Here is a 25,250-nt window from a genome sequence, read left to right on the forward strand (position 1 = left end):
CATCCAGCCATGCACTGCGATCCCGCAGCGAATCGACGGCTGTCTTGAGGCAAGTGATTAGCCGCACGTCCTGATCCGGCTCTCCGCTTGCCAGTCCGGCCACGGGGAGCACCGTGCGGACGCGGGACTTCGCACAAAGCGTGCCACCGGAGCCAAATCCCTTGTTCCGCGCGGCACCGCGGCCGTCCTGGTGGGGCCCGGCAAGCACGCGGGCCCGCCGGGCCGGCGCTTGCAGCCACGAACCGTCCCGGATTGGAGACAACTGCTGGTGCGATCCGCGCTCCACGGGCCACTATCGCCCCCGGAAGCCGCGGAGAACGCCAGAAATGAAGGCGACGGCGATATCTCCACTCGTGGAAAAGCCGTCTCCAAATCGAGACACGAGGCCGATTTGCCGGCGTGGTGCGCACTATGTGCGACGACGACATGGCCTCAACCACGGCGGCGCACTACGGCCCGCCACCGTCACGTACACAGGCGGCCCGGGTGGCGGCGCGCCAGCAGGCCCGCCGCCACCCGATGCTCTCCTCAGTTCGGCACGGAAACCGTCGCCACGCCACCCGAGACGCTCACCTGGATACGGTCACCGGCAGCCGGAGTCATGGTGAAGTTCGGCACGTTGGCGGCCGTGATCGGCGGCGCCGCTCCTGCCGCACCGCCGCGCGGCGTCGTGCGTACCACTTGCGACGGTGGCAGCGGCGTGCCGCTCCTCAGGTTCGCGTACACGGCGTCGAGCGCGCGTTGCTCATAGACGGCCAAGGGCACGAAGAGCGAGTCGTATCCCGGCAACAGATCAATGAAGCCGTCGAAGTGCTGCGCGTTCGTGACCTCGATATACGACAGCTTGCTGCTCCCATCGACCCGCGCATTGAGGCCCAGGTACGGGCGGGCGCCGTGGTTGACCGGCAGCAGGGCATCGTTGCGCCCCTGCACGATCAGGGCTGGCTTGCCTCGCAGATTGCCGCTGCGCAGCGTCTGCGACAGGCCAAGCTGCAGCGCCTGCGAGGCGGCGTCACTGCCGCTCAGCAGGTTGCGCAGGCACAGCGCGCCATCCAGGTTGGCGGCCTGCGTACCGGAGGAGTCGATCGACTGCCTGCTCTGCGCCGCGCCACCCTGGGCAAGGTTGTTGATCAACTGCACGCCGGTCGTGGGCGGGATACCGTTGCCGGTCGCGGCCAGTTGCGCCAGCAGCGTGGCGTTCATCGTGGCCGGGTGGAACGAGCCATCCACCGCCGCAAAGCTGAGGTCGCACAGGTTGTCGAACACGCTGGCGCGCGCCAGGGCGTTGCCGAAGGTGGTGGCCACCGACGGATCGATCTCGAAGTACGCCATCGAGGCATGCAGGAGGTCGGATTCGGGCTCCCAACCGTAGTCGCGCATCTTCTGCAGCGCCTCGTCGGCCTGCGCCGCCGTGGTGGTGGCCGACAACAGGCCCTTGGCGTGCAGCGCTGCGCAGCGGTTCGCCTGCACGCTGGCAGGCCAGCCGAACGCCACGGCAAAGTAAGCCTGCGTCGGCGCGCTCGCCACGCTGGCCGACAGCGCCGCGCACAGCCGGAACTCGTTGGCATAGCTGACGTAGTCGAACAGCGGCTTGCCGTTGATCGGCAACGTTGCGCCGCCGCGCTGGACCTGCACGTTGATCGAGGGCGGCAGGCTCAGCGCGGGCTCGCCGACCGCCACGCCATCGATCAGGTTGTCGGTGTCCTGCTCCGCCGCCGCAATCGCCGCGCCGCCACCATTGGACACGCTGGAAGCGATCACGATGGTGTTGCCGGGACGCACCGGCAACTGGCTGACGGTCTGCCCGCTGGAGACGCCCAGCTTGTCGTTGATGGCCCAGAAGGCGAACTGCACCGCCTGCAGCGTGAAGAGGCCCCAGTCCTTCTCGGGGTTGCGCTGCGAGTGCGCATGCTTGAACGCCAGCCGGTTGGGCGTTGCCACGTTGAAGGCGGCAAGCCGGCTCGCGGCGAGCGGCGCGGCGAATTGCGCCTGGCTGCCGGCGAGCGTACGCGTCGTGCGCGTGCCGTCCTGCAGCGGCACCGTATCGGTGGCCAGGTCGTGCGGGCCGGCGCCGGTGCCCTTGTCGGTATAGGCGACGGCGCACTTGCGCTTGAGTCCCCACTCACCGGTCGAAATGGCCCCGTAGATACCGCGCGAACCCGACGAGGTCGCGGTGATGATGCACGGATGCGCGGCATCGAATGCGTCGGGGATCTGCACCAGCAGCACCACGTTCTGCTGGCCGGAGCCGTCATCCGAGTACGCGACATACTCCGCGCCGGCCACCATGCCATTGCCGGAGGTGACGTTGCCGTCGGCATCGACGTTGGGGCCGTAGAGTGTGCCGTAGCCACCCTTGGCGCTGGTGTCGATCAAGGCGCGATAGTTGTTGTAGATGGTCAGGCGCCGCAGCTCTGCCGCGGTCGGCGCAACGGCGTTGGCCACGGCGGGTGCCGTGGCCGAGGCCAGCCCGGAGGCGCCCAGGCCCGCGGTCAGCAAGTCGTCGCTCACACCGTCGAAGCGCCTGACGGTCACGGTACCGACGAAGGACGGCTTGGTATTGCTCACCGTATTGCCGTTGTTGTTGCCGTTGCCGCCGGCATTGCCATGGTTGGCCGCTGAGTTGCCATCATCACCGCCACCGCACGCCGCCAGGCCGATGACGCCGGACGCCGCCATCGCTGCCAGCAGCATGCCGCGCGAATACCAGCGGCCCGGACTCTTCCCTTGTATCGTTTTCATTCTGTCTCCTGTTTTTGATATCCACTGCAAATCGATCGCCGGGCGGGCGGAGGCAAGGTCGCGAAGGCATAGCCTGCCGCACCACCCGCCACGGGGTGGACTGGCAGTTCCACCGGGCACGGCCAGCCTTGCGGCGGGCGTGCCGGATCAGACCATCTGTGCGAGAGGGTCGCCCCGCGCTCCCGGCGAGGTAGTCATGGACAATTGCCGACGATGTAGTAGCCGGCGGCCGTCTGTGCCAGCGTGCTCGTGTAGAAGAGGTTGTCGAGCCCCATGCTCTGGTTCGAGCCGTTCGCGTAGGCAATGCCGCCACTGTCGTGCGCGCGCCCGGCCTGCACGTGCGCGTAGTTGCTGGCCGTGGTGGCGGTACAGGTGAAGGACGATTTGGTCGTCGCCGATACGGCGGCCGAGGGTTGGCTTTCCCCTGCCGTCGGATCGACCGCGGTCACCGTGTAGCTGTAGGTCGTGCCGGCGATCAGGCCGGAATCGGTATAAGCGGTGGCCGTCGCCGAACCGACCTTGCTGCCGTTGCGGTAGACGCCATAGCTGCTGGCATTGGCGACGGCGTTCCACGACAGCGAGACCGATGTGGAGGTCGTTGCCGTGACCGCAAGCCCCGTCGGCGCGCTGCCCGCCTGCCCCGTCCCGCTGCCGGCGCGCAGGTTGTTCTTGACCCAGTAGTCCATGACGAAGACCGGATAGTTGATGTGGGTGGCATCGACATAGTTGGTATTGTCGCCGCCGGTGCCGGCCGGCCACGCGTGGGCCATGCCGGAGACCGGGATCTCATGGGTGCGCACCTTGCCGTTGCTGTCGGTGTACGGCGTATTGGTGCCGCCGCCCGAAATCGACACCTGCGAACCCTGCGTGAAGGTGCCGCCGTAGACGAGACGCATGGCCGCCGCATCCATCGGGCCGTACGCCTGCGCCACGGTGTAGTCCGAGGTGCCCCAGACCGCGCCGGCGATCTGCGTGGAGAACTTGCCCGCGTTGGAGCCTGCCCACGCCTTGCATTGGTTCGCCGCCGTCGCCGCCGTGAAGCCTGACGGCACGTAGCCGATCTGCGCGGTGGTGGTGCCCGGCGGCGGACCGGCGTTGATGCCGATGCCGGCGAAGATGTCCGGCGCGATGCAGCCCAGCACCATGGTCATGCCGCCGCCGGAGGACAGGCCGGCCACGTAGACCTGGTTGGGGTCGATGGCGTACTGCGAATTGGTGACGAAGCGATTGACGAGGTCCAGCAGGACGCCGACGTGACCGGCCGTGCGGCTGGGCGAGGTGTTCGCGTAGTCCCAGCAATGGTTGCTGTAGACGTTCCCCGTGGCATTCGGGGCCAGGATCACGGCGCCATACTGGTCGGCGACCGACTTCCAGTTGAAGCCGGCGCCATTGGCGTTGTCGATGACGTCGCCCGAGGCCGTCTGCACGCACCCGTGCAGCACCAGGACGAGCGCGCGCTTGCCGTTGGGCGTGGTCGGCTGGCTGGCCGGCCAGTAGAAGTAGCCCGTCAGGTTACCGCCATTGACGGAGTCCGCCGCCCAGGTCTGCTGGCTGCTCCATGCACCAGGCCCCGCCGTGGCGGCATGCAATGGAAATGCGCACAAGATCGCCACGCAGGCCGCCAGCCAGCCTGCGATCCGTCGCCATAGTCTTCTCGCCATGATGTCTCCTCGCCTTCTTTTGTGGATGTCTTCGGGATTGCCAGCGCTGCCAGAACGGCAGGCTGGAGACGCCTGGAACAGGCCTGAAGCGGAGTCGACCAGTGACGCAAAGGCTGCGGCCGAGGCACAGTCCTGAACATGACAGCTGATTCATGTTTCATGCTAGTGGGAGCGCGGGGCGGCTGTCAACCCATCGTTGTGACAGGGCTCGCATGGCCTGCGCCGCCGGGCCGGCGCCACGCCGCAAGCGCTCGGCCCGCGGCGCCTCGTGTCCGGGAAGGCTGCCGGCGACCGTGCCGGCCGGCCAGCGCGATCGCCCGCGATCTGCCCCGAAATGACACGCTTCATGCCACGTTTAGTACTTTCGTCATTAATGTCATATGTACTAAACAAAGATCATGGATCTCCCCGACTGCCGAAGGCTGGGGCCGCCCCGGCCACCGCGTTCGGCCGCGGCGACGTTCCTGGCCGCGCCTCAAGGCGCCGCACCACCGCCCCACAACGTCCGGCGTCGCTGCCTTGCCCGTCAGCGCACGACAGTCGTTCGCTCCATTGACGAAGCGATGCCTCAGGCCAGAAGCCTCGATTCAGGGGCAAGCAGCTTACGGATGGTGGAACTGGACCGTGCGCCCAGCACAGACGGAAAGCACTCCAGATGCCGGGGGAGTACTGCGGCAGGTCAATACATTCTGCCTAGGCCGGCGCACCTGCGACCGCGGTCTCGTGCAGATGGCGCCAGGCGATACGCCCCGCCCCGTCGCGCTCGAATACCACGGTAGCGCGCCGCACGGTGCGGCAGCCCGCACCATCGGTCTGCGTCTCGCGGTAGGCTACGACCGCGCCGCCAGGCCACGCGGCAATCTCGCTCAGCGCATCGATCTCGATGCGCAGGCCGGGACGCTTGCCGTGACCCTGCGAGAACAGCGTGTCGAGAGCGGCGCGATCGCATGCCGCGCCGGGCAGCGTGACCATGGAGAAACGCGGCGAGAAGCGTGCCAGCAGCGCGTCGAGTCGAGCGGGCCCGGCGCGCCCGGACAGCCATTGTTCGATGTCGACGTGCGCGTCGACGACTTCCTGGAAGAAGGGGTTGTGTGGAGGCATGGCGCTCAGGTCAGGTGGAGTCATTGGGAAACGGGGCGCGCGGCGGCAGCGCGTGGCGGTGCGAGCCGCGCCACCAGCGGCAGGGGCAGCAGCGTCAGCAAGGCAGCGAGCAGCAAGCATTGCCGATACGCCAGCGGCGCCGTGCCGGCCGCCTGGCGCGGCAGCAGGAAGTTCAGCGCGCTGCCGAGCACCGCAACGCCGATGCAGAAGCTCAGCTGGCGGTTGATGTTCCACAGCGCGCTCGCCTCGCCCATGCGCGCTGAGGGCACGTCGAGAAACGCCGCGCTTTGCGACGTGCTCGTGCACAGGCTGGCGCCGAATCCCATCGCGGCGAAGGCCAGCACCCGCCCCGCCTCGTGCATCGCGATGGGCGTGGCGAGCAGGACTATGCCCGCGCAGTCCACCGCGATCCCGCTGAAGAAAAGCGGCCTCGCGCCCCAGGCCGGAAAGCCACGGCGCACGATCGCGATCGCGAGGAAAGACGCGGCAGCCCACGGCAGCATCAGGGCCCCCGTCTGCGTCGCGCTCAGTCCGAGCGCGCCCTGCAGGTAGAGCGCGGCGACCAGGTTCACCCCGGAAAAGACCCCCGGCACGCACAGATAGATCACGATGCCCATGCGCAGCAGCGGCTGCGCGAGCAGACCCAGGTCGATGAGCGGGGCGGCCGCGCGGCGTGCGTGATGCACATAGGCCGTGCCGGCGACGAGCGCGACGGCAAGCGGCGCGACGGCGAGGTGCGTGCCGCCGTGCTGGCCCGCCAGGGTCAGGCCGAACAGCAGCGCGGCCAGCGCGAGCACGCTCAGGGCCAGGCCCGGTACATCGAGCGGTGGCAGCTCGGCCGCCGCGGTGCCGGCGGGCAGCCAGGCCAGCGCGAGGCCGCATGCGGCCCCGGCGAGGGGAAGCATGCCGGCGAAGATCCAGCGCCACGATGCGTGATCGGCCAGCACGCCACCGAGCGCGGGAGATAGGGCTGGCACGAGCAGCGCGACCATCATCACCACCGATGTCAGCCGCGCGCGCGCTTCGGGCGCATAGGCTCGATAGGCCATGGCCTGCCCGACGGGTATCAGCAGGCCGCCGCCCAGCCCCTGCACGAGGCGCCAGCCCAGCAGCGCGCCGATCGACGGCGCGACGGCCGCGCCCGCGCTGGCGAGGCCGAACAGCAGCAGCGACCCCACCAGCACCCGCCGCTCGCCGCAGCGGCGCGCGAGCCACGCACCGAGCGGGATCACCACGGTCAGCCCCAGCATGTACGCATTGCCGACCCACGCAAGCTGCGCGACCGACGCCTGCAGTTCGCGCTGCAGCGCCGGGTACGCGGCGTTCGCCACGAACATATTGGCAAGGTCGATGGCGAAGCCCAGCAGGTAGACGGCAGCGACTTTCGAGCGATCGGACATGGTCGGGGCAGGCAGGATCAGGCGCCGTAGTGTAGAGTCCGGGATTCGCTCGGGTAAGGCTGATAATGTGGCAAGACTGGTCGAATACATTTGACAATCGCAGGGGCCGGCGATGGTAAGCCTGGATCGTTTCGAGGTATTCCGCGCGGTCGTCGAGGCCGGCTCGTTCACGGCCGCGGCCGCGGTGCTCGGCCAGGCGCGGGCCGCGGTCAGCTTTCACGTCAAGCAGCTCGAGGCCGAGCTGGGCGTGACCTTGCTGACGCGGACGACGCGGCGCATTGCGCTGACCGACGCGGGTGAGCGCTTCTACCAGCGCTGCCTGCGCGTGCTCGCCGAAGCCGAGGGTGCGATCGAGGAAGCGCGCGGCGAGCACGGCGGCATGCAAGGCGTCCTGCGCCTGACATCGACCGTCGAATACTCGCTGATGGTCGTGGCCCCCGCGCTCGACGCCTTCATGCAAGCGCATCCCGGGCTGCGCGTGCGGCTGGAAACGCATACCGCACAGGTCGATCTCGTGCGCGAACGCTTCGACGTGGCGATCCGGCTGGGCCGGCTCGAGCAGTTCCAGCACCTGCCCTACCGCGGCGTGTGCCTCGACACCTATGAGGTGCGGCCGGTGATGTCGCCCGCGCTGCTGGCCGGCGCCGGCCTGGCGCGCATCGGTTCGCCCGACGCGCTGGCGCGCCTGCCCCAGCTCGGCCACAGCCGGCTGGAGCGCATCGCCGCCTGGACGCTGCGCGATCGCGAGGGCCGCGAGCAGGTGTTCCGGCCGGCCGCGAAGCCGCGCCTGGTCGCGGACAATGCCTCGGTGCTGCTCGCGCTGGCGCGCCAGGGCAGCGGCGTCGCCCTGCTGCCGGAATGGCTGGTACGCGGCGACCTGGCCAGCGGGGCACTGATCGACGCGCTGCCGGGCTATCGCTTCCCCGAGCAAGGTGTCTATGCGCTGTATGCGCCGACGCGGCATGTGCCGCAGAAGATCCGCGCCTGGGTGGACTTCATGAAGCGCTATGTCCGCCGGCGCGCTGGGCAGGCCGGTCCCGATGCCGCGCCGGCGTGAGCGCGGATGCCGGCCGTGGATCTATCCCGCCGCCGGCACACCTGGCGCACGCCTCGGTACGCCGTGGGCACCGCCGCCACGGTGCCTTCCTGACCGCCGCCCAGGGCGGCCGGACCGACTGTTCGGCCCAGACAGGGACATTCGCGATCGGCCGGTACGCACGGCGTCGTCGCTTCCCGTGAACGGACACTTTGCGGTATCGCACATTGCAAACTGTATATGTTCGGCATGTGAAACGGGCTGATATCGTATTCGCCTGATACAGATGAATAGCGCCGATCCACTTCCCGTCTTGCACGGCCCGCCGAATGAAACTGCCGATCTATCAGATAGACGCATTTACCGATAAGGTCTTCAAGGGCAACTACGCTGCGGTAGTGCCACTCGAACGCTGGTTACCCGATAGCCTGATGCAGGCGATTGCCACTGAGAACAACCTGTCTGAAACCGCCTTTTTTGTAGAAAATGCCGACGGCGTGTTCGACATCCGCTGGTTTTCGCCGCTCACGGAGATCGCCTTTTGCGGACACGCCACGCTGGCGAGCGCATACGTGATCTTCAAGCGCTGCAGTGATACCAGGGCCATCGAGTTCTTTGCCGAGGCAGTCGGCCGGTTCAGCGTTCTGCAGACGCGTAATGGCCTGATCGAAATGAGTTTCCCGCAACGCCGGCCGGAAAAACTGGAAGAAATCCCTGAAAATCTTCTCCAAGGGCTTTCGATAGCACCCCGGGAAGTCCTGGTCAATCAGCAAGCCTACGTCGCCATCTACGATACGGAACACGAGGTGAGGTCCGTCGTGCCAGAACTCAATCTGCTCTCGGCACTGGGTCCGCTCGATGTCGTCGTGACAGCGCGCGGCGACAATCACGATTTCGTATCGCGCTACTTCTGGCCTGCCAATGGCGGCGACGAAGATCCCGTGACCGGGTCGATTCACGCGGCGCTGGCGCCATTGTGGTCCGAGCGACTGGGCCGGTCAGAACTCGAGGCCATGCAGGTATCGCGCCGCAGCGGATTGCTGCATTGCCGCGTGCAGGACGACCGGGTCTATGTCTCCGGTCAAGCTGTCCAATACCTAGAAGGAACGATCGAGGTCCCGGAAGCTTAAGGTGACCGTCGTACCGGGCAAGCGGCCGTTCCAGTGGAGGCCGCCGACGACTGGAGATCGCAAATCGACAGTCCGGCGGCGGCTGAATCCCAACGACTTGTGTTTCGCCACATGGTTTTCCCGGACGGCCCCCGGGGCAGCGCGCCGCCGATGACGACGCCCCCCTCACTCACATGCGGCCCTTCCACGGCACCAGCCAGGTCTCCGTCTTGCGCATCAGCAGGTCGAACAGGTAGGCGATCAGCCCGATCAGCATGATGCCCATGATCACCACGTCGGTGCGCAGGAAGTTGGAGGCATTGAGCACCATCTGCCCGAGGCCGGCGGTGGCCGCCACCATCTCGGCCGCCACCAGCGTGGTCCAGCCGAAGCCGATGGCGATACGCATGCCGGTGAGGATGTCGGGCAGCGCCGCCGGCAGCACCACGTGGTGGATCACCTGCCAGGGCGTGGCGCCCATCGAGTAGGCGGCGTTGATCTGCTCGATGGTGACCGAGCGCACCCCGGCGCGCGCCGACATGGCGAGCGGGGCGAAGCAGGCCAGGTAGATCAGCAGGATCTTGGAGGTCTCGTCGATGCCGAACCAGATCACGATCAGCGGCAGGTAGGCCAGCGGCGGCAGCGGCCGGTAGAACTCGATGGGCGGATCGAAGACACCGCGCGCGATGCGCGAGACGCCCATCATCACGCCGATCGGCACCGCCGTGGCCACCGCCAGCGCGAAGGCGCCGAACACGCGCACCAGGCTGGCGCGGAAATGCTCCAGCAGCGGCAGCCCGCCCTGCACATTGCCGTTCCAGGCGTCGACGAAGGCGGCGACGATGGCTTCCGGCGTGGGCAGGAACAGCGGCGGCAGCCAGCGCAGGTGGCTGGCCAGCCACCACAGGGCCAGCAGCGATACCACGGTGACGGTGGAGATGCGCGAGCTGGAGCCTTCGCCGGGCAGGCGGTAGCCCGACACGGTGCGCAGCGGGCGGCGCGGCGCGGCCGGCGCGGCGCGCACGGTGGCCGCGGCTTCGAGTCTCTGGGCGGGAGCGGTCATGGTCTTGTCCTCAGTGCGTGGCATGGATCAGGTCGACGATTTCTTCGCGGTAGCGGATGAACTCCGGGTCGGACTTGACCGCGCGCGCGTCGCCGCACTCGATGTAGCGCCGCGCGAAGGGCAGCTCGTAGCTGTGCTCGATGCGGCCCGGCGACGGCGTCATCACGATCAGCCGGGTGGCGAGGAAGAGCGCCTCCTCCACGCTGTGCGTGATGAAGAAGACGATCTTCTGCTCGCGCGCCCACAGCCGCAGGATCAGCGCCTGGATCGATTCGCGCGTGAGCGCGTCGAGCGCGCCCAGCGGCTCGTCCATCAGCATCACCTCGGGGTCGTTGGCGAGCGCGCGGGCGATGCCCACGCGCTGCTGCATGCCGCCCGAGAGCTGGTAGACCGGCTTGTCGGCCACCTTCTCCAACCCGACCTGGGCCAGCTTCTCGCGCGCCACGCGCAGCCGTTCGGCGCGCCCCACGCCGCGCAGGCGCAGGCCGAGCGCAACGTTGTCGACCACGTTGAGCCAGGGCATCAAGGCGTGTTTCTGGAACACCACGCCGCGCTCGGCGCCAGGACCGTGCACGGGCTTGCCGTCGAGGCGGATCTCGCCCTCGGACGGCTGCATGAAACCGGCGATGCAGGACAGCAGCGTGGTCTTGCCGCAGCCCGAGGCGCCGAGGGCGACGACGAAGTCGCCGCGCTCCATTGTGAGGTTGACCTGCGAAAGGGCCAGCGTCTGGGCGCCACCGCGGCCGCCGTAGTTGACGCTGAGATTGTCGATTTCCAGCTTGGACATGACAGACTTCCTGAAGAGGCTCGAGGCCCCGCCCCGCCATGGTGCGGGGGCCTGCTGCATTCCCCGGCGCAGGGCACTGCGTGCCGCCGCCGGTGCCACGCGTGCCCGGCTTACTGCGCCGCGCGCCGCACCCACTCCGCATTGACGCCGGTGCTGTAGTCCGGCAGCACGTTCTGGATCGTGCCCTGCTCCTTCAGGAAGAGCGCCGCCGAGCGCAGCGCGCTGGCCGCGCCGCCGCCCAGCCAGCGCGCCGAGGCCTGTTCCTGCAGCGTGGGGAAGCTGTACAGCGCCATGCTGGCGGGCACCTCGTCCGCCTTGGCGCCGGTGATGCGCGCCACCGCCTTGACCATCGGCGAGTCGGCGTTCCATGCTGCCTTGTTGTTGCGGTAGTTGTCGTCGGCGGCGGCCAGCACGCGCACGAACTTGACCATGAAGTCGGGGTTGTCGTGTGCGAACTTCTTGTTGGCGATCATGCCGTCGAAGGTGGACTTGCCGGTCTGCGCGGCGATCTGCCCCGATGTCACCAGCACCTTGCCCGAGCGCTTGACCTTGGCCAGCACCGGGTCCCAGATGAAGGTGGCGTCGATGTCGCCGCGCTCCCACGCCGCGGCCACTTCGGGCGGCCGCATGTTCATGATCTTGACGTCCTTGGGATTGACCTTGGCCTCCTCCAGCGCCACCAGCGTGTGGTAGTGCGTGGTGGAGACGAAGGGCACGCCCACGCGCTTGCCCTTGAGATCGGCCACGCCGTTGATCTGCGTGCCGTTGCGCGCCACCATCGCCTCGGCCGCGTTGATGTCGTCGAGGATCCAGAACAGTTCCACCTCCAGCCCCTGCGACAGTGCCGAGGCGATCGGCGAGGTGCCCGCCTCGCCGATGGCGATCTGGCCGGAAGCCATGGCGCGGATCACGTCGCCGCCGCCGGAGAACTGCCGGAACGAGACCTTGTAGCCGGTCTGCTTCTCCACCTCCTTCATTTCCTGCGCATAGCGCCACGGCACCACCATGTCCTGGTAGGCGATGACGACTTCCTTGCCCTGCGCGTGGGCGGCCGGCGCCAGGACGGCTGCCAGTGCCACGCTTGCTGCGAGTTGCTTGATCCAATGCATGGTCGGACTCCTCGATGAATGAGACTGCGTTCACGCCGCCCGCGGGGACGGCGCGGTGGACCGGTACCGGCGCGCCGCCCGCTTGCGGTGCGTGCAAGCGGGCTTGCTACGGTGCCTGTGCGAGGAGGAGAGGTTGATAAGCATGAGGCATGCCAGTGTCTCCTTTTGCCGGGGACGTCTCGGTGCGTCCTCTCGTTGTGCCGTCTGGCGCGCTGCCGGTGGCCCGGCGGCGCCGCGACATGCCGCTCTGCGCCGCATGTATGCGCCATGTTAGGGAGCCCGACCGGGCGGAGTTAGTGCCACCGGGGGCTTGTTATGGGTCCACCCGGCACGGTGTTCCGGTCACGCCCCATTTCTTATATTTTTCGATACGAATCGTACCGATTTACCAATTTCCTGATTGACCCCGGACGACTTCCGTCCTACATTCGCCTCACAAACTCTTTCCGGAACATTTAGTTCCGTTTTTTAACACATCGGAGACAAGCCATGCCAGAGCAACGCACCACCGCAGCCACCGGCCCGCAAGCCATGACGCCGTCCGAAGCCTTCGTCGAGACCATGGCGGCCAACGGCGTGACCGACATCTTCGGCATCATGGGTTCGGCCTTCATGGATGCCATGGACATCTTCGCGCCGGCTGGCATCCGCCTGGTGCCGGTGGTGCACGAGCAGGGCGCCGCGCACATGGCCGACGGCTACTCGCGCGTGTCCGGCCGCCACGGCGTGGTGATCGGCCAGAACGGCCCCGGCATCAGCAACTGCGTCACCGCCATCGCGGCCGCCTACTGGGCGCACTCTCCGGTGGTGATCGTCACGCCGGAAGCCGGCACCATGGGCATCGGCCTGGGCGGTTTCCAGGAAGCCAACCAGCTGCCGATGTTCCAGGAATTCACCAAGTACCAGGGCCACGTGACCAACCCGGCACGCATGGCCGAGTTCACCGCGCGCTGCTTCGACCGCGCCATGGACGAGATGGGCCCGACCCAGCTCAATATCCCGCGCGACTACTTCTACGGCCAGATCAAGGCCGAGATCCCGCAGCCGCGCCGGCTGGACCGCGGCCCCGGCGGCGAGCAGAGCCTGAACGAGGCGGCCGAGCTGCTGGCCCAGGCGAGGTTCCCGGTCATCATCTCCGGCGGCGGCGTGGTGATGGGCGATGCGGTGGCCGAATGCCAGGCGCTCGCCGAGCGCCTGGGCGCGCCGGTGGTCAACAGCTACCTGCACAACGATTCCTTCCCCGCCAGCCATCCGCTGTGGTGCGGCCCGCTGGGCTACCAGGGCTCCAAGGCAGCGATGAAGCTGATCGCGCGCGCCGACGTGGTGCTGGCGCTGGGCTCGCGCCTGGGACCGTTCGGCACCCTGCCGCAGCACGGCATGGACTACTGGCCCAAGGACGCCAAGATCATCCAGGTCGACGCCGACCACAAGATGCTCGGCCTGGTGAAGAAGATCTCGGTCGGTATCTGCGGCGACGCCAAGGCCGCCGCCGCGGCGCTGACCCAGCGCCTGGCCGGCCGCACGCTGGCCTGCGACGCCACCCTCCGTCAGCGCGCCGACGAGATCGCCGCCGAGAAGGCCGCATGGGAAAAGGAACTGGACGAGTGGACGCACGAGCGCGACCCGTACAGCCTGGACATGATCGAAGAGCAGAAGCAGGAACGCACGCCGAACGGCGGCCACTACCTGCACCCGCGCCAGGTGCTGCGCGAACTGGAACGCGCCATGCCCGCCGACGTGATGGTCTCCACCGACATCGGCAACATCAACTCGGTGGCCAACAGCTACCTGCGCTTCGACAAGCCGCGCAGCTTCTTCGCGGCCATGAGCTGGGGCAACTGCGGCTACGCCTTCCCCACCATCATCGGCGCCAAGGTCGCCGCGCCGCATCGCCCGGCCATCTCGTACGCCGGCGACGGCGCCTGGGGCATGAGCCTGATGGAAACGCTGACCTGCGTGCGCCACAACATCCCGGTGACGGCCGTGGTATTCCACAACCGCCAGTGGGGCGCGGAGAAGAAGAACCAGGTGGACTTCTACAACCGCCGCTTCGTCGCGGGCGAACTGGACAGCCCGTCCTTCGCCGGCATCGCGCGCGCCATGGGTGCGGAAGGCATCGTGGTAGACCGCCTGGAGGACGTCGGCCCGGCGCTCCAGCGCGCCATCGACCTGCAGATGAACCACGGCAAGACCACCATCGTGGAGATCATGTGCACGCGCGAACTGGGCGACCCGTTCCGCCGCGATGCGCTCTCCAGGCCGGTGCGCTTGCTGGACAAGTACAAGGACTTTGTCTGAGGGCGGAGCAGGGGCCTTCGCACTGCCGATGTTCTGCTCCCCTCTCCCACTCGTGGGAGAGGGGCCGGGGGTGAGGGTGGGCGCCGGCGCGAAGTGCATGCCGTCGTGCTGGCGCAGGCCTGCCCTCTCCCCCAACCCCTCTCCCGCACGCGGGAGAGGGGAGCCCGGTTGTCGGCAAGGCCAGGGCTTTCGCGCTGCCGAGGCATCGCCCCTTTGAACACCGCACTATCGAGTCCACACCATGAAAGCGCTCCACCGCATCATCGACCATGCCCGCGCCCAGCCACGCCGCATCGTGCTGTGCGAGGCCGACGACGTCCGCGTGCTGCAGGCCGCGCAGCGCGCAGCGCGCGAGGGCATTGCGCGCATCCTGCTGGTGGGCCGGCCCGACGTCGCCTGCCGCACGGCGCTGCAGGCGGGCGTGCCGCTGGACGGCATCGAGCTGGTCGATCCGGCCACCTCCCCGCTGGCTCCGGCGCTGGCGGCCGAACTGCATGCGCTGCGCGCCGCCAGGGGCATGACGGCGGAACAGGCGCAGGCGGCAGTCCTCGATCCGCTCTGCTTCGCCAACCTGATGGTCCGCGCCGGCCATGCCGACGGTTCGGTCGCCGGCGCGCTGCACACGACCGCCGACGTGGTGCGCACGGCGCTGCAGGTCATCGGCGCGGCACCCGGTTGCAGGCTGGTCTCCAGCTTTTTCCTGATGATGTTGTGCGAGCCCTTCCACGCCCTCAAGGGCGGCCTGATCTTCTCCGACTGCGGCCTGGTGGTCGACCCCGATGCGCAGGGGCTGTCGGAGATCGCCATGGCGGCCGCGGACAGCGCGGCCGGCCTGCTGATGGAGGAACCGCGCGTGGCCATGCTGTCCTTCTCCACCAGCGGCAGCGCGCGCCACGCGGCGGTGGACAAGGTGGTGGCGGCCACCGAGCGCGTGCGCGCGCTGCGGCCCGAGCTGGCCATCGATGGCGACGTGCAGCTCGACGCGGCCATCGTCGCCGAGATCGCGCAGCGCAAGGTGGCGCATTCGCGCGTGGGCGGACATGCCAACGTACTGGTCTTTCCCAGCCTGGAAGCCGGCAACATCGGCTACAAGCTGGCCGAGCGGCTGGGTGGGGCCAAGGCCATCGGCCCGCTGCTGCAGGGGCTGGCCAAGCCGGCCAACGATCTCTCGCGCGGCTGCAGCGCCGAGGACATCTTTCACGTGATCGCCGTCACCGTGGTACAGGCCCAGCGTGCCGATGCGGCACGCACGCCGGCGGCCGATGCCACGGCGACCGCGGCCCCGGCACCATGAGCGCCCTGCCCGCCGCCGGCGCGGCGGCGCTGTTCGCGGGGGCGCTGCCCATGCTGGCCGTGATGGCCGCCGCCGGCTACTTCCAGACGGTGACCGGCTTCGGCCTCGGCATGATCGTGATGGGCGCGGCCAGCGTGCTGCAGCTCGCCCCGGTGGCGACGCTGGCCGTGCTGGTCAGCCTGGTGACGCTGGCCAACAGCGCGGTCGCCCTGCCCGGCCGGATGCAGCGCATGGACTGGCCGGCGGTGCGCGCCGCCACGCTGGGCCTGCTGCCCTCGGTGGTGGCGGGCGCCCTGCTGCTCGATTACCTCGACCGGCGCGCGGCCGACCTGCTGCAACTGCTGCTGGGCGCGGTGATCCTGTACGGCGGCCTGGGCGCGGCCTGGCGGCCCGAACCGCTGCAGCGGCGTTCCAGCCAGCGCAGCTTCTTCCTGAGCGGGGTCTTCGGTGGCCTGCTCAGCGGCCTGTTCGGCGTCTCCGGACCGCCCCTGATCTTCCAGTTCTACCGGCAGCCGCTGCGGCTGGCGGAGATCCGCGGCGCGCTGATCCTGGTCTTCACCGTGAGTTCGACGATACGCACGCTGTTCAGCCTGAGCCAAGGGCGGCTCGATGCCGCGCTCTGGCTGCAGGCGGCACTGGCGGTGCCGGTGGTGGCGCTGGCCACCGCGGCGGCGCGGCGCTTTCCGCCACCGCTGTCGGCGGGCGCCACGCGCCGGCTGGCCTTCGGCGTGCTGGTGCTGATCGGCGGCGGCCTGGCGGCGCCGGCGCTGCTGGCCTTGCTGCGCGGCGGCGCCGCCTGACGCAGCGGCGCGACTGCGCCGACGGCTGCCAGCCCAGCCCCAGGCTCTTCTGCAGAGAGGTCAGGCCTCGCAGGGCGGCAACTGCGGCCGCCCTCGTTTCTCCACGCTCGCGGGCATCGCGCGTGCCGCGGTGCGCCGCCATCCCCGCCCCGTACCATACCCGCCACCGCATTCCGGACCCCTGCCCAATTGGCGGGACGATTGGGTTAGCGCCCGCTCCCTCCCCCCTCGTACCCTTGCTGCGCCGGCGTATCGCCGCGCGGACAACCATAACGCCTGACACGGCGGAGGAACGAGGAGAAACGCATGAAGAGAGCGGGAGCATGCCTGGTGGCAGCATTGGGCGCGGGAGCGGGTACGGCAAGCGCCCAGTCGGGCGTGACCCTCTACGGGGTCGCGGACGTCTACATGGAGTACGTCAAGTCCGGCGCCAACCATGCCATGCGCATCGAGGATGGCGGGCTGTACCAATCCCGCTGGGGACTGCGCGGCAAGGAGGAACTCGCATCGGGACTCGCCGCGGTGTTCAACCTGGAAACGGGCCTGGCGCTGGACAGCGGCAACGTCCAGCAAGGCGGACGGCTGTTCGGCCGCCAGGCGTGGGTCGGCCTGAGCAGCACCACCTGGGGCGCGCTGACCCTGGGCCGGCAGAACACGCCGATCTACTACATCGAGGGGCAGGCGTCGGCCTTCGGCTTCTCACCGTATGGCCCGCTCGGGCGCCTGCAGAACAGCGGGCCGGCCGGCAGCAGCCTGACGGCGCGCGCCGATAATTCCATCCGCTACGAGACGCCCGAGATCGCCGGCCTGCAGGCCAGCGCGCTGTTCTCCTTCGGCGCCGAGCGCACCGGCCCGCCGCGCGACGCGGACTGGCTGAAGGCGGTGGGACTGACCTACTCGCGCGGCCCGCTGTGGCTTGGCCTGGCCTACGAGCGCACGTACAGCATCGCCGCGGTCGCCAATGCCGACCGCGACGAACGCGCGATCGGCGCCACCTACGAACTGCCCTGGTTCAAGCTGTTCGTCAACGGGCGCCAGGCCACGCGCTGGGTGCCGGGGCAGGCAACGCTCAAGGACCGCGGCTTCCACGTCGGCGCCACCATTCCGGCGGGCCCGGCCGGCCTGGTGCTGCTGGCCTACGGCATGCAGCGCTCGGTCGACACGCCGAACCGCGGCCAGCAGGCCTCGATCGGCTACCAGTACTCGCTGTCCAAGCGCACCACGCTCTACGCGAATGCCAGCAAGATCTGGAACAAGAACAAGGCCAACTATACGTTCTCCAATGTGCCGAACGAGGTCACGCCGGGCGGCGTTTCCAACCCGCAGGGCATCATGGCCGGGATGCGGCACCTGTTCTGAAGTACGGCGGCAAGGAGGCCGGATACGGCCTCCGGGCGGGCGCTCCGCGCGGCAGGCGGAGTGCCGCGCCGCGCTCAGCCGCGCGGACCTTCCCCCATGCCCGCGAGCGGGATGCCGCCGAGAAAGCGCTCGACCCGCGTGGCCAGGTCCACCGGCGTCTCGTCCATCGGATAGTGGCCCGCATTGCCGATCGCTTCGATCGCCAGTTCGAGGAACAGCGCACCGTAGGTCTGCTTCATGACCTCGGCGGTCAGCGACGGGTCGTGCTCGCCGACCAGCAGCAGCGTCGGGATACGGGTGCCGGCGAGCTGGGCGGAATGATCCGTATCGGCCCAGGCCCTGAAATAGGCCGCGAAGGCCTCGGCGTCGGCGTGCCGCTCCGACTCGCGGACCATCTTTTCCACCCAGTGCCGGCTCAGCCGATTGCCGGTCGAATAGTCGATGATGCCGAAGCGCGCCTCGGCATCTCCGGAGGCGCGCTCGAACAGGCTGCGCGAGGCTTCGTCGAACGGCACCGCGGTCGGCGGCACCGGCGTGACACCGACCATGGCGGCGACGCGCGCGGGGGCGAGCGCCGCCACCGCCTGCATGCCCTTGCCTCCCATCGAGTGCCCGAGCAGCGCGAAACGCTGCCATCCGAGCGCATCGGCGCAGGCCAGCACGTCGCGCGCGATCTCGCGCATGGAGAACTCGCCCCGGACCGCCTTGCGGCTGCCGTAGCCCCGGTAATCGATAAAGGCGTAGGTGAAGCGCTCGCCGTCCAGCGCGTCGGTGAAGGCGCCCCAGCCCCGTGCATGGCCGAACCAGCCGTGCAGGGCGATGACATGCCTGGGACCGGTGCCGACCGTGAAGATTGCGGCGTCGATATCGCGGCTCATTGCGTCTCGCATTGCGTCTGCCATTGCGTCTCCCGTTGTGATTGGATCGGACGGCCATCTTGCCGCACGCGCCGCGCGGCCGGCGTCCCGGCGGCGAGATTCCCGGACCATCGGGTAAGCGCCCGGCCCGTCCGGCGCCGCCGCGCAGAACGGTGGACGCTTGGGTAAACGCCTCGCCATTGCGGGAAGCGGGCCGCCGCCAGATCCGTAGAGTAGCAGCCGGGATACGCACGGTTTTCCGGCGCGTCGCGGCCGTGCAACACGGCACATTTCGACAAGACACGACGCCGTGCGGCGCACCGCCACGCACCACCACGCACCACCACGCACCGCCACGCATCATCGGCACCAGTCATGAGGAGACAAGATCCAATGCACCACCGCAAGCACCTGACCTGGCGCGCCGCTCCCGCGCGGCTGGCCGCGCTCGCCATCCTGGCCGCCACGCTCGCGGGCCTGCCGGCCGGCGCGGCACGGGCCGCGGGCACGGACGGGGCCCCATCGCCTGCGCCGTCGCCGGGCTGGAAGCCGACCAGGCCGATCGTCTTCATCGTGCCCTTTCCCCCCGCGGGCATCAACGATGTGCTGGCCCGCACCGTGGCCCAGCGCCTGTCGACCGCGCTGGGCCAGCCCGTGGTGGTGGAGAACCGCCCTGGCGCCAGCGGCAACATCGGCGCGGAGGTGCTGTCGCGGGCAACGCCCGATGGCCACACGATCGGCATCCTGAACAGCATCCACGGGGTCAACGCCGCCTTCTACCGCAAGCTGCCCTACGACATCACGCGCGATCTCGTACCGGTGGCGCCGCTGGGCGAATCGCCGCTGGTGCTGGTCACCAATCCGCGCACGCCCTACCAGTCGGTCGCCGAACTGATCGCCTATGCCAAGGCGAATCCCGGCAAGGTCAACTACGGCGGGCCGACCAGCTACCCGCTCGAGATGATCAAGACGATGGCCGGCGTCGATATCACCAACGTGCCCTACAAGGGAAGCGGACCGACCATCAACGACATGATCGCCGGCCACATCGACCTGGCGACCGGCCCGCTGCTGGAATATATGCCCCACGTCAAGACCGGCAAGCTGAGGCTGCTGGCCGTGGGCACCGCCAACCGGCTCAAGGCGCTGCCGGCCGTCCCCACCGTCGCGGAGAGCATCCCCGGCTATGACATCACGGTGTGGTACGGCGTGTTCGCGCCCAAGGGCACGCCGGCGCCGATCGTGGAACGCCTGCGCGGCGAGATCCGCAGCCTGATGAAGGATGCCGAGATACGCGACAAGCTGGCGGTGCTCAGCGTGGATACGGCCTTCAGCCAGGCCGGCGCGAATGCGCTGCCGAACCGCGTGGCCAGCGAAACCGAGCGCGCCAAGCGCATCGTCGCCAGGACCGGCGGCTATCTCAACTGAAGCGGCGGACCGCCGAGAGGAGGCAGAGGTGAGTGACCTCTTTCCACTGCGCCGCCGCTGCGCCGCCATGCTGGCCGCGTGCGCCCTGTCCGGGCCGTTGCTGGCACAGCCGCTGCCGCCCGAAGCAGCAGCTGCGGCGGCGCGACGTACGGCGGAACAGGTCTGCGCGGCGTGCCACGGAAAGGCGGGCCAGAGCACGCAGGCCCGATATCCCAGCCTGGCCGGCCAGGATGAAACGTATCTCTTCAAGCAGCTGCGCCAGTTCCGCGCGGCCGACGGCAAGCCGGCACTGCGCCAGGACGCCACCATGGCCGCCGTGGTCCACGGCATGGGCGACGAGGAGATGCACGAGCTGGCCCGCCACTTCAGCCGCCAGCCCCATGCGCGCGGACAGGCCGCGCAGCCGCAGCTGGTCGAGGCCGGCCAAGCCATCTATTGGCAAGGCAACCCCGCCAGCCGGCTGCCAGCCTGCGTGACTTGCCATCGGCCCGACGGCGGCGGCATCCCGCCGGACTTCCCGCGCCTGGCCGGCCAGCAGCCGGCCTATGTCGTCAAGCAGCTGCACGCATGGAAGGCCGGCACGCGCGGGGGACCGGGCAAGCTGATGAGCCTGCTGGTCCCGCTGATGAGCGACGAGGAGATCGAGGCGGTCGCGCAGTATGTCGCGCAGCTGCCCTGAGCGGACCGCCCCCCTCGGCAAGAAAGGCTTTCGCCGTCCCGCCGTACGCTTGCCGGCGACGGCTCCACCAGGAAGCAACAGAGGAAGAGAGTACGCAAGATGAAGATCGACAGGAGACAGTGGTTCAAGACCGCCAGCGCCCTCGGCCTGGGGGCCGCATCGTTCAAGGCGCTGGCGCAGGGCAGCCCCGCGGATGCCCGCGCCATGCCCGGCGGCGCGGCGCCGCTGCCGGTATCGCGCCCGGGCAGGATCCATACGATCGAGTCCGGCAGCGAGACGGTGCGTGTCGGCATCCTCGACCCGAAGGCGGCACCGGTCGTGCGGATCGAATCCGGCGATCTCGTCAAGTATCCCGACACCTGGGTCAACTGGGCCAACGGCGCCAAGTACGGCATGCGCTACGAAGACCGTGAGCCGGTGCGCAAGCGCTTCCCCCAGGGGCCCTACTCGAACGTGGGGCCGGTGGAGCTGCTGGGAGCGATGCCGGGCGACGTGGTGGAGTGCCGCATGGTGCGGCTGCGGCCGATCGGCTGGGGCTGGAACTCGGCGCCCAAGGGCGTCGGCGCGCTGCCGAACGATTTCGCCAAGCCCTACCTGCGCTACTTCAAGTTCGACGAGGAACGCCGGTACACCGAGTTCGCGCCCGGCATCCGCATCAAGCTGGCGCCGTTCCAGGGCGTGATGGCGGTGCAGCCGGCCGGCGACGAGCCCGTCAGCGGCATCCTCAGCGGTCCTTACGGCGGCAATCTCGTGCTGCGCGAGCTGGTCGAGGGCACCTCGCTGTTCCTGCCGGTCCAGCGCCCCGGCGCCATGATCTGGACCGGCGACTCCCATGCCGCGCAGGGCGACGGCGTGGTCAACCAGACCGCCATCGAGACCGCCATGGAAGACATGCGCATCCAGTACTTCCTGCACAAGCGGCGCGCGCTGGCCCTGCCGATGGCGGAAACGCCCGGCCACTGGATCGTGCTCGGCTTCGGCAAGAATCTCGACGAGGCGCTGACCGCCTGCCTGCGGCAACTGATCGAATGGGTCAGCGCGGCGGCAGGGATGGATCCGCAGGATGTCTATTCGCTGGCCAGCATCGCCGCCGACTTCCGCATCACCCAGTACTCCAACCAGACCGCCAGCAACTACACCTCGATTCCGGCCAAGACCGTGCACTGCATGCTGCCCAAGGCCGTGTTCGACGCCGCCATGCTCGACCAGCTGTCGCGCTCGCTGCGCGGCTGACGGGCCCGCCCCTCGGCTGCCGCGCGGTGCCTCAGCCGGCCCGCGCGGCGCCGGTCATGCCGACGCGGCGGAACTCCGAGGGGCTGAGCCCGAGGTGCTGGACGAAGAAGCGCGTGAAGTGTCCCTGCGCGCTGAAGCCGAGCTGGTGCGCCACGTCGCTGATGCTCGCCTGCTGCTCGGCCAGCAGGCGCGTGGCGATGCTGACCCGCACCCAGTCCAGGTACTGCTGCGGCGAGATGCCCATGCAGGCCTTGAACTGGTCGAACAAGCGGCTGCGCGACATGCCCACGGCACCGGCGACCGTTTCCACGCTGGGGTTCTCCCACACATGCGCGCGGATATATTCCGCGGCACGCTTGATGCGGTAGTCGAGCGGCCTCGCGCTGGCCAGGACTTCGGTCATGGAGCGGCGCTGCACGTGGCGCGCGGCCACCTGGCCTACCAGCCCGGCGAGCGCGGCTTCGCAATCCGCCGGGCCGTCGCCGGCGTCATGGGCCAGGCAGCCGGCGAGCGCTGCCAGCGCCGCGGCGGTCGGCGCGTCCATGCGCACGAGCGGCTGCGGAAAACGCAGGCCGACGGCGGGATGGTCGGCCGCGAGCGTATCGCCCAGCCATTGCGGTTCCAGCAGCAAGGCCAGCAGCAAGGAAGGCTCGCCCTCCTGCGGCAGCTTGGCGTGCGTCGCCCAAGGATTGATCAGCAGCGCGCAGCCGTCGCCCAGCCGGTGCTGCTCGCCGTCGACCTTGAAGCAGGCGTCCGCGCCGCCGAGCTTGAAGATCAGGTGGAATTCCGCATGCGCATGGGCCACGAGCGGCCCTGCGGTCAGGTGCAGGGTGGCGCGCCCGAAGCTGCCGAGGGCGATGCGTATCTGGCGGTCTCTTGCCATTCAGAATGTCTCCGCGTGAACCGCGCCGGCCGGGCTGTCCTGCGGACGGCCCGGCACCGCCGCGCCGCGGGCCCGCGCACAGGCAGGCGTGCGGGGGCGGGCGCGGACGTTCCGGCTCGGGTGGGATCGAGTCCCTCTCGCTTGAATGCAAACGTTTGCATTCCGCCAGCGCATTATCGATGCCGCGCCAGGAGCGTCAAGAGGCGTATCGCAGACACTGGTCGCACGGACGCCGTGCCCACGCGAGAATCTCCAATGAAGACAAGGAGATAGCGCACGGCATCGGAAATCATCGGAAATACCCTAGGGTTGCCTGGGCACCACGGCAAGTGCTGCCTGCGGCGCACCAGGAACGCTCCCTGGTCCCGCTCGCTCAAGCCCCGCTCCACGGCGGCGGCACCTCCAGCCCGCGTGCCAGCCCTTCCAGCGCTGTCACGGTGGCGCCCGGCAATGCCACGCCATCCGCGCGGCGCGCCCGCGCTTCGGCATAACCGCGCTCGCCAGGCAAGCGTGGCGGGCCTTCGGCCGAAGGAGGCAGGCCGCGGATGGCCGCGGCCAGTTCGCTCACCTGCGCGTGGAAGCGGGCCGGCTCCATCAACTGGGCAATGTCGATGGCGAGGAACCACGCATTCTGCGTGTGGCGCGCTGCCCCCGCGCCCGCCTCCGCGCCGAGCGCCGGGGCAAGGATCGGATGGCCGGCCAGCAGGCTGCAGGCGATCTCGGCCATCAGGGCCAGGCCGGAGCCCTTGGCCCCGCCCAGCGGCAAGGGAGTCGCCGCCCGCCGCGCGTCCGTGGTCGGCCTGCCCTCGGCATCGATGGCCCAGCCAGGCGCCAACGGCATGCCGGTGGCGCGCGCCTGCATCAGCTTGCCCAGCGCGACGGCCCCCGAAGCCATGTCGAACAGGATCGGGTCAGACGGGTCAGACGGCCCCGGGCAGGCCATCGAGAGCGGCGCGGTCGAGACTGCCGCGGCGGCGGCACCGTGGTAAGCCATCAGCGGGCCGGAGGCCGCCATGGCCATGGCGAACAGCCCGGCCCGGGCGGACCGGGCGGTGTGGAAACCGAGCGCGCCGGTATGCGTGGTCTCGCGCAGCAGCACCAGGCTGGCCCCGGCGCGCCTGGCCCCGGCTTCGGCCAGTTCGCGTGCCGCGCGCATGCCGACCGCGCCGGCGCAGCGCCCGCCTTCCACCACGGACAGCGCCGGCAGGCACAGGCCGGGGCGCGGCTGTGCCTGGCCGTCCATCTCGCCGCTGGCCAGCCAGCGCGCATACAGCGGCAGGCGTGCGACACCGTGCCCGTGCGCGCCGCGCAGGTCGGCCCACACCAGGCTCTCGGCGACCAGCGCGGCATCCGGGGCTTGCAGGCCGGCACAGGCCAGCAGCGAGGCGGCGAAGGCCTGCAGCCGCGCGGCATCGATGCGCAGGGGAGCCGCTTCGCTCATGCCGCCTGCTCCCGCTCGCGCCGCACGGGGAAGTACTTGTGCAGCCAGTCCGCGACCAGGTTCAGGACCATGCGGTTGTCATCGGAGAAGATGAAGTGGTCGACATTCGCCACCAGGTGCAGGTCGGCCGGCATGCCGGCGTGGCGGAACAACTCGATCGATTGCTCGGTCGGCGTGACCGAGTCGTCGGCGGGATGCAGCAGCAGCAAGGGCCTGGGCGCGATCTTCGCGACCACCGCATTGGGGCGGAAGCGCAGCATGCTCTCGACCACCTCGAAGGGAAACTCCAGGAAGGAGCCGGCCGGCAGGTTGCCGCGCAGGCTGGGCGGAATGGGCACGATATCGAAGCGCGACACCGGCATCGACACCCCCTGGCTGCGCTGCGCGCGGCCGCGCGCCACCATCTCCTCGAAACGCTGCCAGGCCTGCGCGCCGGCGTGCTGCTGGCGCAGCTTGGCTTCGCCATCGCCCCAGCCGGCCGAGGCGATGCAGGCGGCGATGCGCGCATCCACGCCGGCCGCGTAGACGGCCACCGCCGCGCCGAAGCTGTGGCCCATCACCGCCACCCGCGCGGGATCGACCTGCGGCAGGCCCTGCAGGAAGCTGACCGCATGGCGCGTGTCGGCCACCTGGTCTTCGCACAGTACCTTGGCCCGCTCGCCCTCGCTGTTGCCGCAGCCGCGCATATCGAAGCGCAGCACGACGTAGCCGAGCGACGAGAACAGGCGCGTGGCCAGCTGCACCATGCCGTCGTCCTGGTTGCTGCCGAAGCCGTGCAGGACCGCGATGGCGGGCCGGCGCTCGCCGGGCTCGGCATCGGCGGGCAGATGGAGCGCTCCCGCCAGCAGGAGGCCGTCGGAGTCGAATGTCACAGGGGTATGCACGTTGTGTTTCCAGGGTGGGTTGACAGGAAGTCGTCGGCCCGGGCGAGCGGGCCATGGATACCGCCGGCGCAGCGGCGTTGTGCGAG

Annotated in this window: 20 protein-coding genes; 9 read left to right on the forward strand and 11 right to left on the reverse strand. The window is 69.3% G+C overall.

From position 1 onward, the window contains the following. Window positions 1–528 precede the first annotated feature (528 nt). From BKK80_RS30880 to BKK80_RS30895, 4 genes are all read right to left on the reverse strand, one after another. Window positions 529–2,694, reverse strand: a complete 2,166-nt coding sequence (locus BKK80_RS30880) for a 3-hydroxybutyrate oligomer hydrolase family protein (RefSeq protein WP_157903433.1) — start codon at window positions 2,692–2,694, stop codon at window positions 529–531. Window positions 2,695–2,936: 242 nt separating this feature from the next. Continuing rightward, window positions 2,937–4,403 (reverse strand): extracellular catalytic domain type 1 short-chain-length polyhydroxyalkanoate depolymerase, encoded by a 1,467-nt coding sequence (locus tag BKK80_RS30885; protein ID WP_071072601.1) that lies wholly within the window; start codon window positions 4,401–4,403, stop codon window positions 2,937–2,939. 693 nt (window positions 4,404–5,096) lie between these two features. Continuing rightward, window positions 5,097–5,504 (reverse strand): DUF4440 domain-containing protein, encoded by a 408-nt coding sequence (locus BKK80_RS30890; RefSeq protein ID WP_071072603.1) that lies wholly within the window; start codon window positions 5,502–5,504, stop codon window positions 5,097–5,099. Between the two features lie 20 nt (window positions 5,505–5,524). Then, on the reverse strand, window positions 5,525–6,904 hold the full coding sequence (locus tag BKK80_RS30895; RefSeq protein ID WP_071072605.1) for an MFS transporter: 1,380 nt from the start codon (window positions 6,902–6,904) through the stop codon (window positions 5,525–5,527). A 112-nt stretch (window positions 6,905–7,016) separates the two neighbouring features. Between BKK80_RS30895 and BKK80_RS30900 the strand changes: the two genes are divergently transcribed. Further along, the gene (locus tag BKK80_RS30900; protein WP_071038769.1) at window positions 7,017–7,961 is read left to right on the forward strand and encodes a LysR family transcriptional regulator; all 945 of its coding nucleotides are present in this window, start codon (window positions 7,017–7,019) and stop codon (window positions 7,959–7,961) included. A 308-nt stretch (window positions 7,962–8,269) separates the two neighbouring features. After that, the gene (locus tag BKK80_RS30905) at window positions 8,270–9,070 is read left to right on the forward strand and encodes a PhzF family phenazine biosynthesis protein (RefSeq protein ID WP_071072608.1); all 801 of its coding nucleotides are present in this window, start codon (window positions 8,270–8,272) and stop codon (window positions 9,068–9,070) included. 169 nt (window positions 9,071–9,239) lie between these two features. Here the strand turns inward: BKK80_RS30905 and BKK80_RS30910 are convergent, their stop codons facing one another. From BKK80_RS30910 to tauA, 3 genes are all read right to left on the reverse strand, one after another. Beyond that, the gene (locus BKK80_RS30910) at window positions 9,240–10,112 is read right to left on the reverse strand and encodes an ABC transporter permease subunit (protein ID WP_071022307.1); all 873 of its coding nucleotides are present in this window, start codon (window positions 10,110–10,112) and stop codon (window positions 9,240–9,242) included. A 10-nt stretch (window positions 10,113–10,122) separates the two neighbouring features. After that, window positions 10,123–10,899, reverse strand: coding sequence for a taurine ABC transporter ATP-binding protein (locus BKK80_RS30915; protein ID WP_071018752.1), 777 nt, complete (start codon window positions 10,897–10,899; stop codon window positions 10,123–10,125). A gap of 110 nt (window positions 10,900–11,009) precedes the next feature. Further along, window positions 11,010–12,008, reverse strand: coding sequence for a taurine ABC transporter substrate-binding protein (tauA, locus tag BKK80_RS30920; RefSeq protein WP_071038772.1), 999 nt, complete (start codon window positions 12,006–12,008; stop codon window positions 11,010–11,012). 489 nt (window positions 12,009–12,497) lie between these two features. Here tauA and xsc point away from each other — a divergent pair, with 489 nt between their 5' ends. The 4 genes from xsc (at window position 12,498) to BKK80_RS30940 (ending at window position 17,759) form a co-directional block, all read left to right on the forward strand. Then, entirely contained in the window at window positions 12,498–14,306 is a 1,809-nt protein-coding gene (xsc, locus tag BKK80_RS30925; protein WP_071038773.1) for a sulfoacetaldehyde acetyltransferase, read from the forward strand. A gap of 241 nt (window positions 14,307–14,547) precedes the next feature. Then, entirely contained in the window at window positions 14,548–15,600 is a 1,053-nt protein-coding gene (pta, locus tag BKK80_RS30930) for a phosphate acetyltransferase (protein WP_071072610.1), read from the forward strand. Window positions 15,601–15,650: 50 nt separating this feature from the next. Further along, window positions 15,651–16,400: a sulfite exporter TauE/SafE family protein gene (locus tag BKK80_RS30935; RefSeq protein WP_418235922.1), complete on the forward strand. Its 750-nt coding sequence runs from the start codon at window positions 15,651–15,653 to the stop codon at window positions 16,398–16,400. Window positions 16,401–16,706: 306 nt separating this feature from the next. Further along, on the forward strand, window positions 16,707–17,759 hold the full coding sequence (locus BKK80_RS30940) for a porin (protein WP_071038775.1): 1,053 nt from the start codon (window positions 16,707–16,709) through the stop codon (window positions 17,757–17,759). A 74-nt stretch (window positions 17,760–17,833) separates the two neighbouring features. Here the strand turns inward: BKK80_RS30940 and BKK80_RS30945 are convergent, their stop codons facing one another. Continuing rightward, window positions 17,834–18,637: an alpha/beta fold hydrolase gene (locus BKK80_RS30945; RefSeq protein ID WP_071072612.1), complete on the reverse strand. Its 804-nt coding sequence runs from the start codon at window positions 18,635–18,637 to the stop codon at window positions 17,834–17,836. A gap of 372 nt (window positions 18,638–19,009) precedes the next feature. Between BKK80_RS30945 and BKK80_RS30950 the strand changes: the two genes are divergently transcribed. The 3 genes from BKK80_RS30950 (at window position 19,010) to BKK80_RS30960 (ending at window position 21,956) form a co-directional block, all read left to right on the forward strand. After that, the gene (locus tag BKK80_RS30950) at window positions 19,010–20,044 is read left to right on the forward strand and encodes a Bug family tripartite tricarboxylate transporter substrate binding protein (protein WP_071072614.1); all 1,035 of its coding nucleotides are present in this window, start codon (window positions 19,010–19,012) and stop codon (window positions 20,042–20,044) included. Window positions 20,045–20,072: 28 nt separating this feature from the next. Continuing rightward, a complete protein-coding gene (locus BKK80_RS30955; protein WP_236903845.1) occupies window positions 20,073–20,723 on the forward strand; it encodes a c-type cytochrome in 651 nt (216 codons plus the stop codon). A 99-nt stretch (window positions 20,724–20,822) separates the two neighbouring features. Continuing rightward, window positions 20,823–21,956, forward strand: coding sequence for an acetamidase/formamidase family protein (locus BKK80_RS30960; protein ID WP_071072616.1), 1,134 nt, complete (start codon window positions 20,823–20,825; stop codon window positions 21,954–21,956). A 31-nt stretch (window positions 21,957–21,987) separates the two neighbouring features. Here BKK80_RS30960 and BKK80_RS30965 read toward each other — a convergent pair whose 3' ends face one another. The 3 genes from BKK80_RS30965 to BKK80_RS30975 form a co-directional block, all read right to left on the reverse strand. Continuing rightward, window positions 21,988–22,839 (reverse strand): helix-turn-helix transcriptional regulator, encoded by an 852-nt coding sequence (locus tag BKK80_RS30965; protein ID WP_071072617.1) that lies wholly within the window; start codon window positions 22,837–22,839, stop codon window positions 21,988–21,990. Between the two features lie 373 nt (window positions 22,840–23,212). After that, window positions 23,213–24,280, reverse strand: a complete 1,068-nt coding sequence (locus tag BKK80_RS30970) for an Ldh family oxidoreductase (RefSeq protein ID WP_071072618.1) — start codon at window positions 24,278–24,280, stop codon at window positions 23,213–23,215. After that, complete coding sequence (locus BKK80_RS30975) at window positions 24,277–25,152, reverse strand: alpha/beta hydrolase (RefSeq protein WP_157903374.1); 876 nt, start codon at window positions 25,150–25,152, stop codon at window positions 24,277–24,279. Before BKK80_RS30975 ends, BKK80_RS30970 begins: the two co-directional genes overlap by 4 nt. Between the last annotated feature and the right edge of the window lie 98 nt (window positions 25,153–25,250).

Source organism: Cupriavidus malaysiensis (assembly GCF_001854325.1).
GTDB classification, from domain to species: Bacteria; Pseudomonadota; Gammaproteobacteria; order Burkholderiales; family Burkholderiaceae; genus Cupriavidus; species Cupriavidus malaysiensis.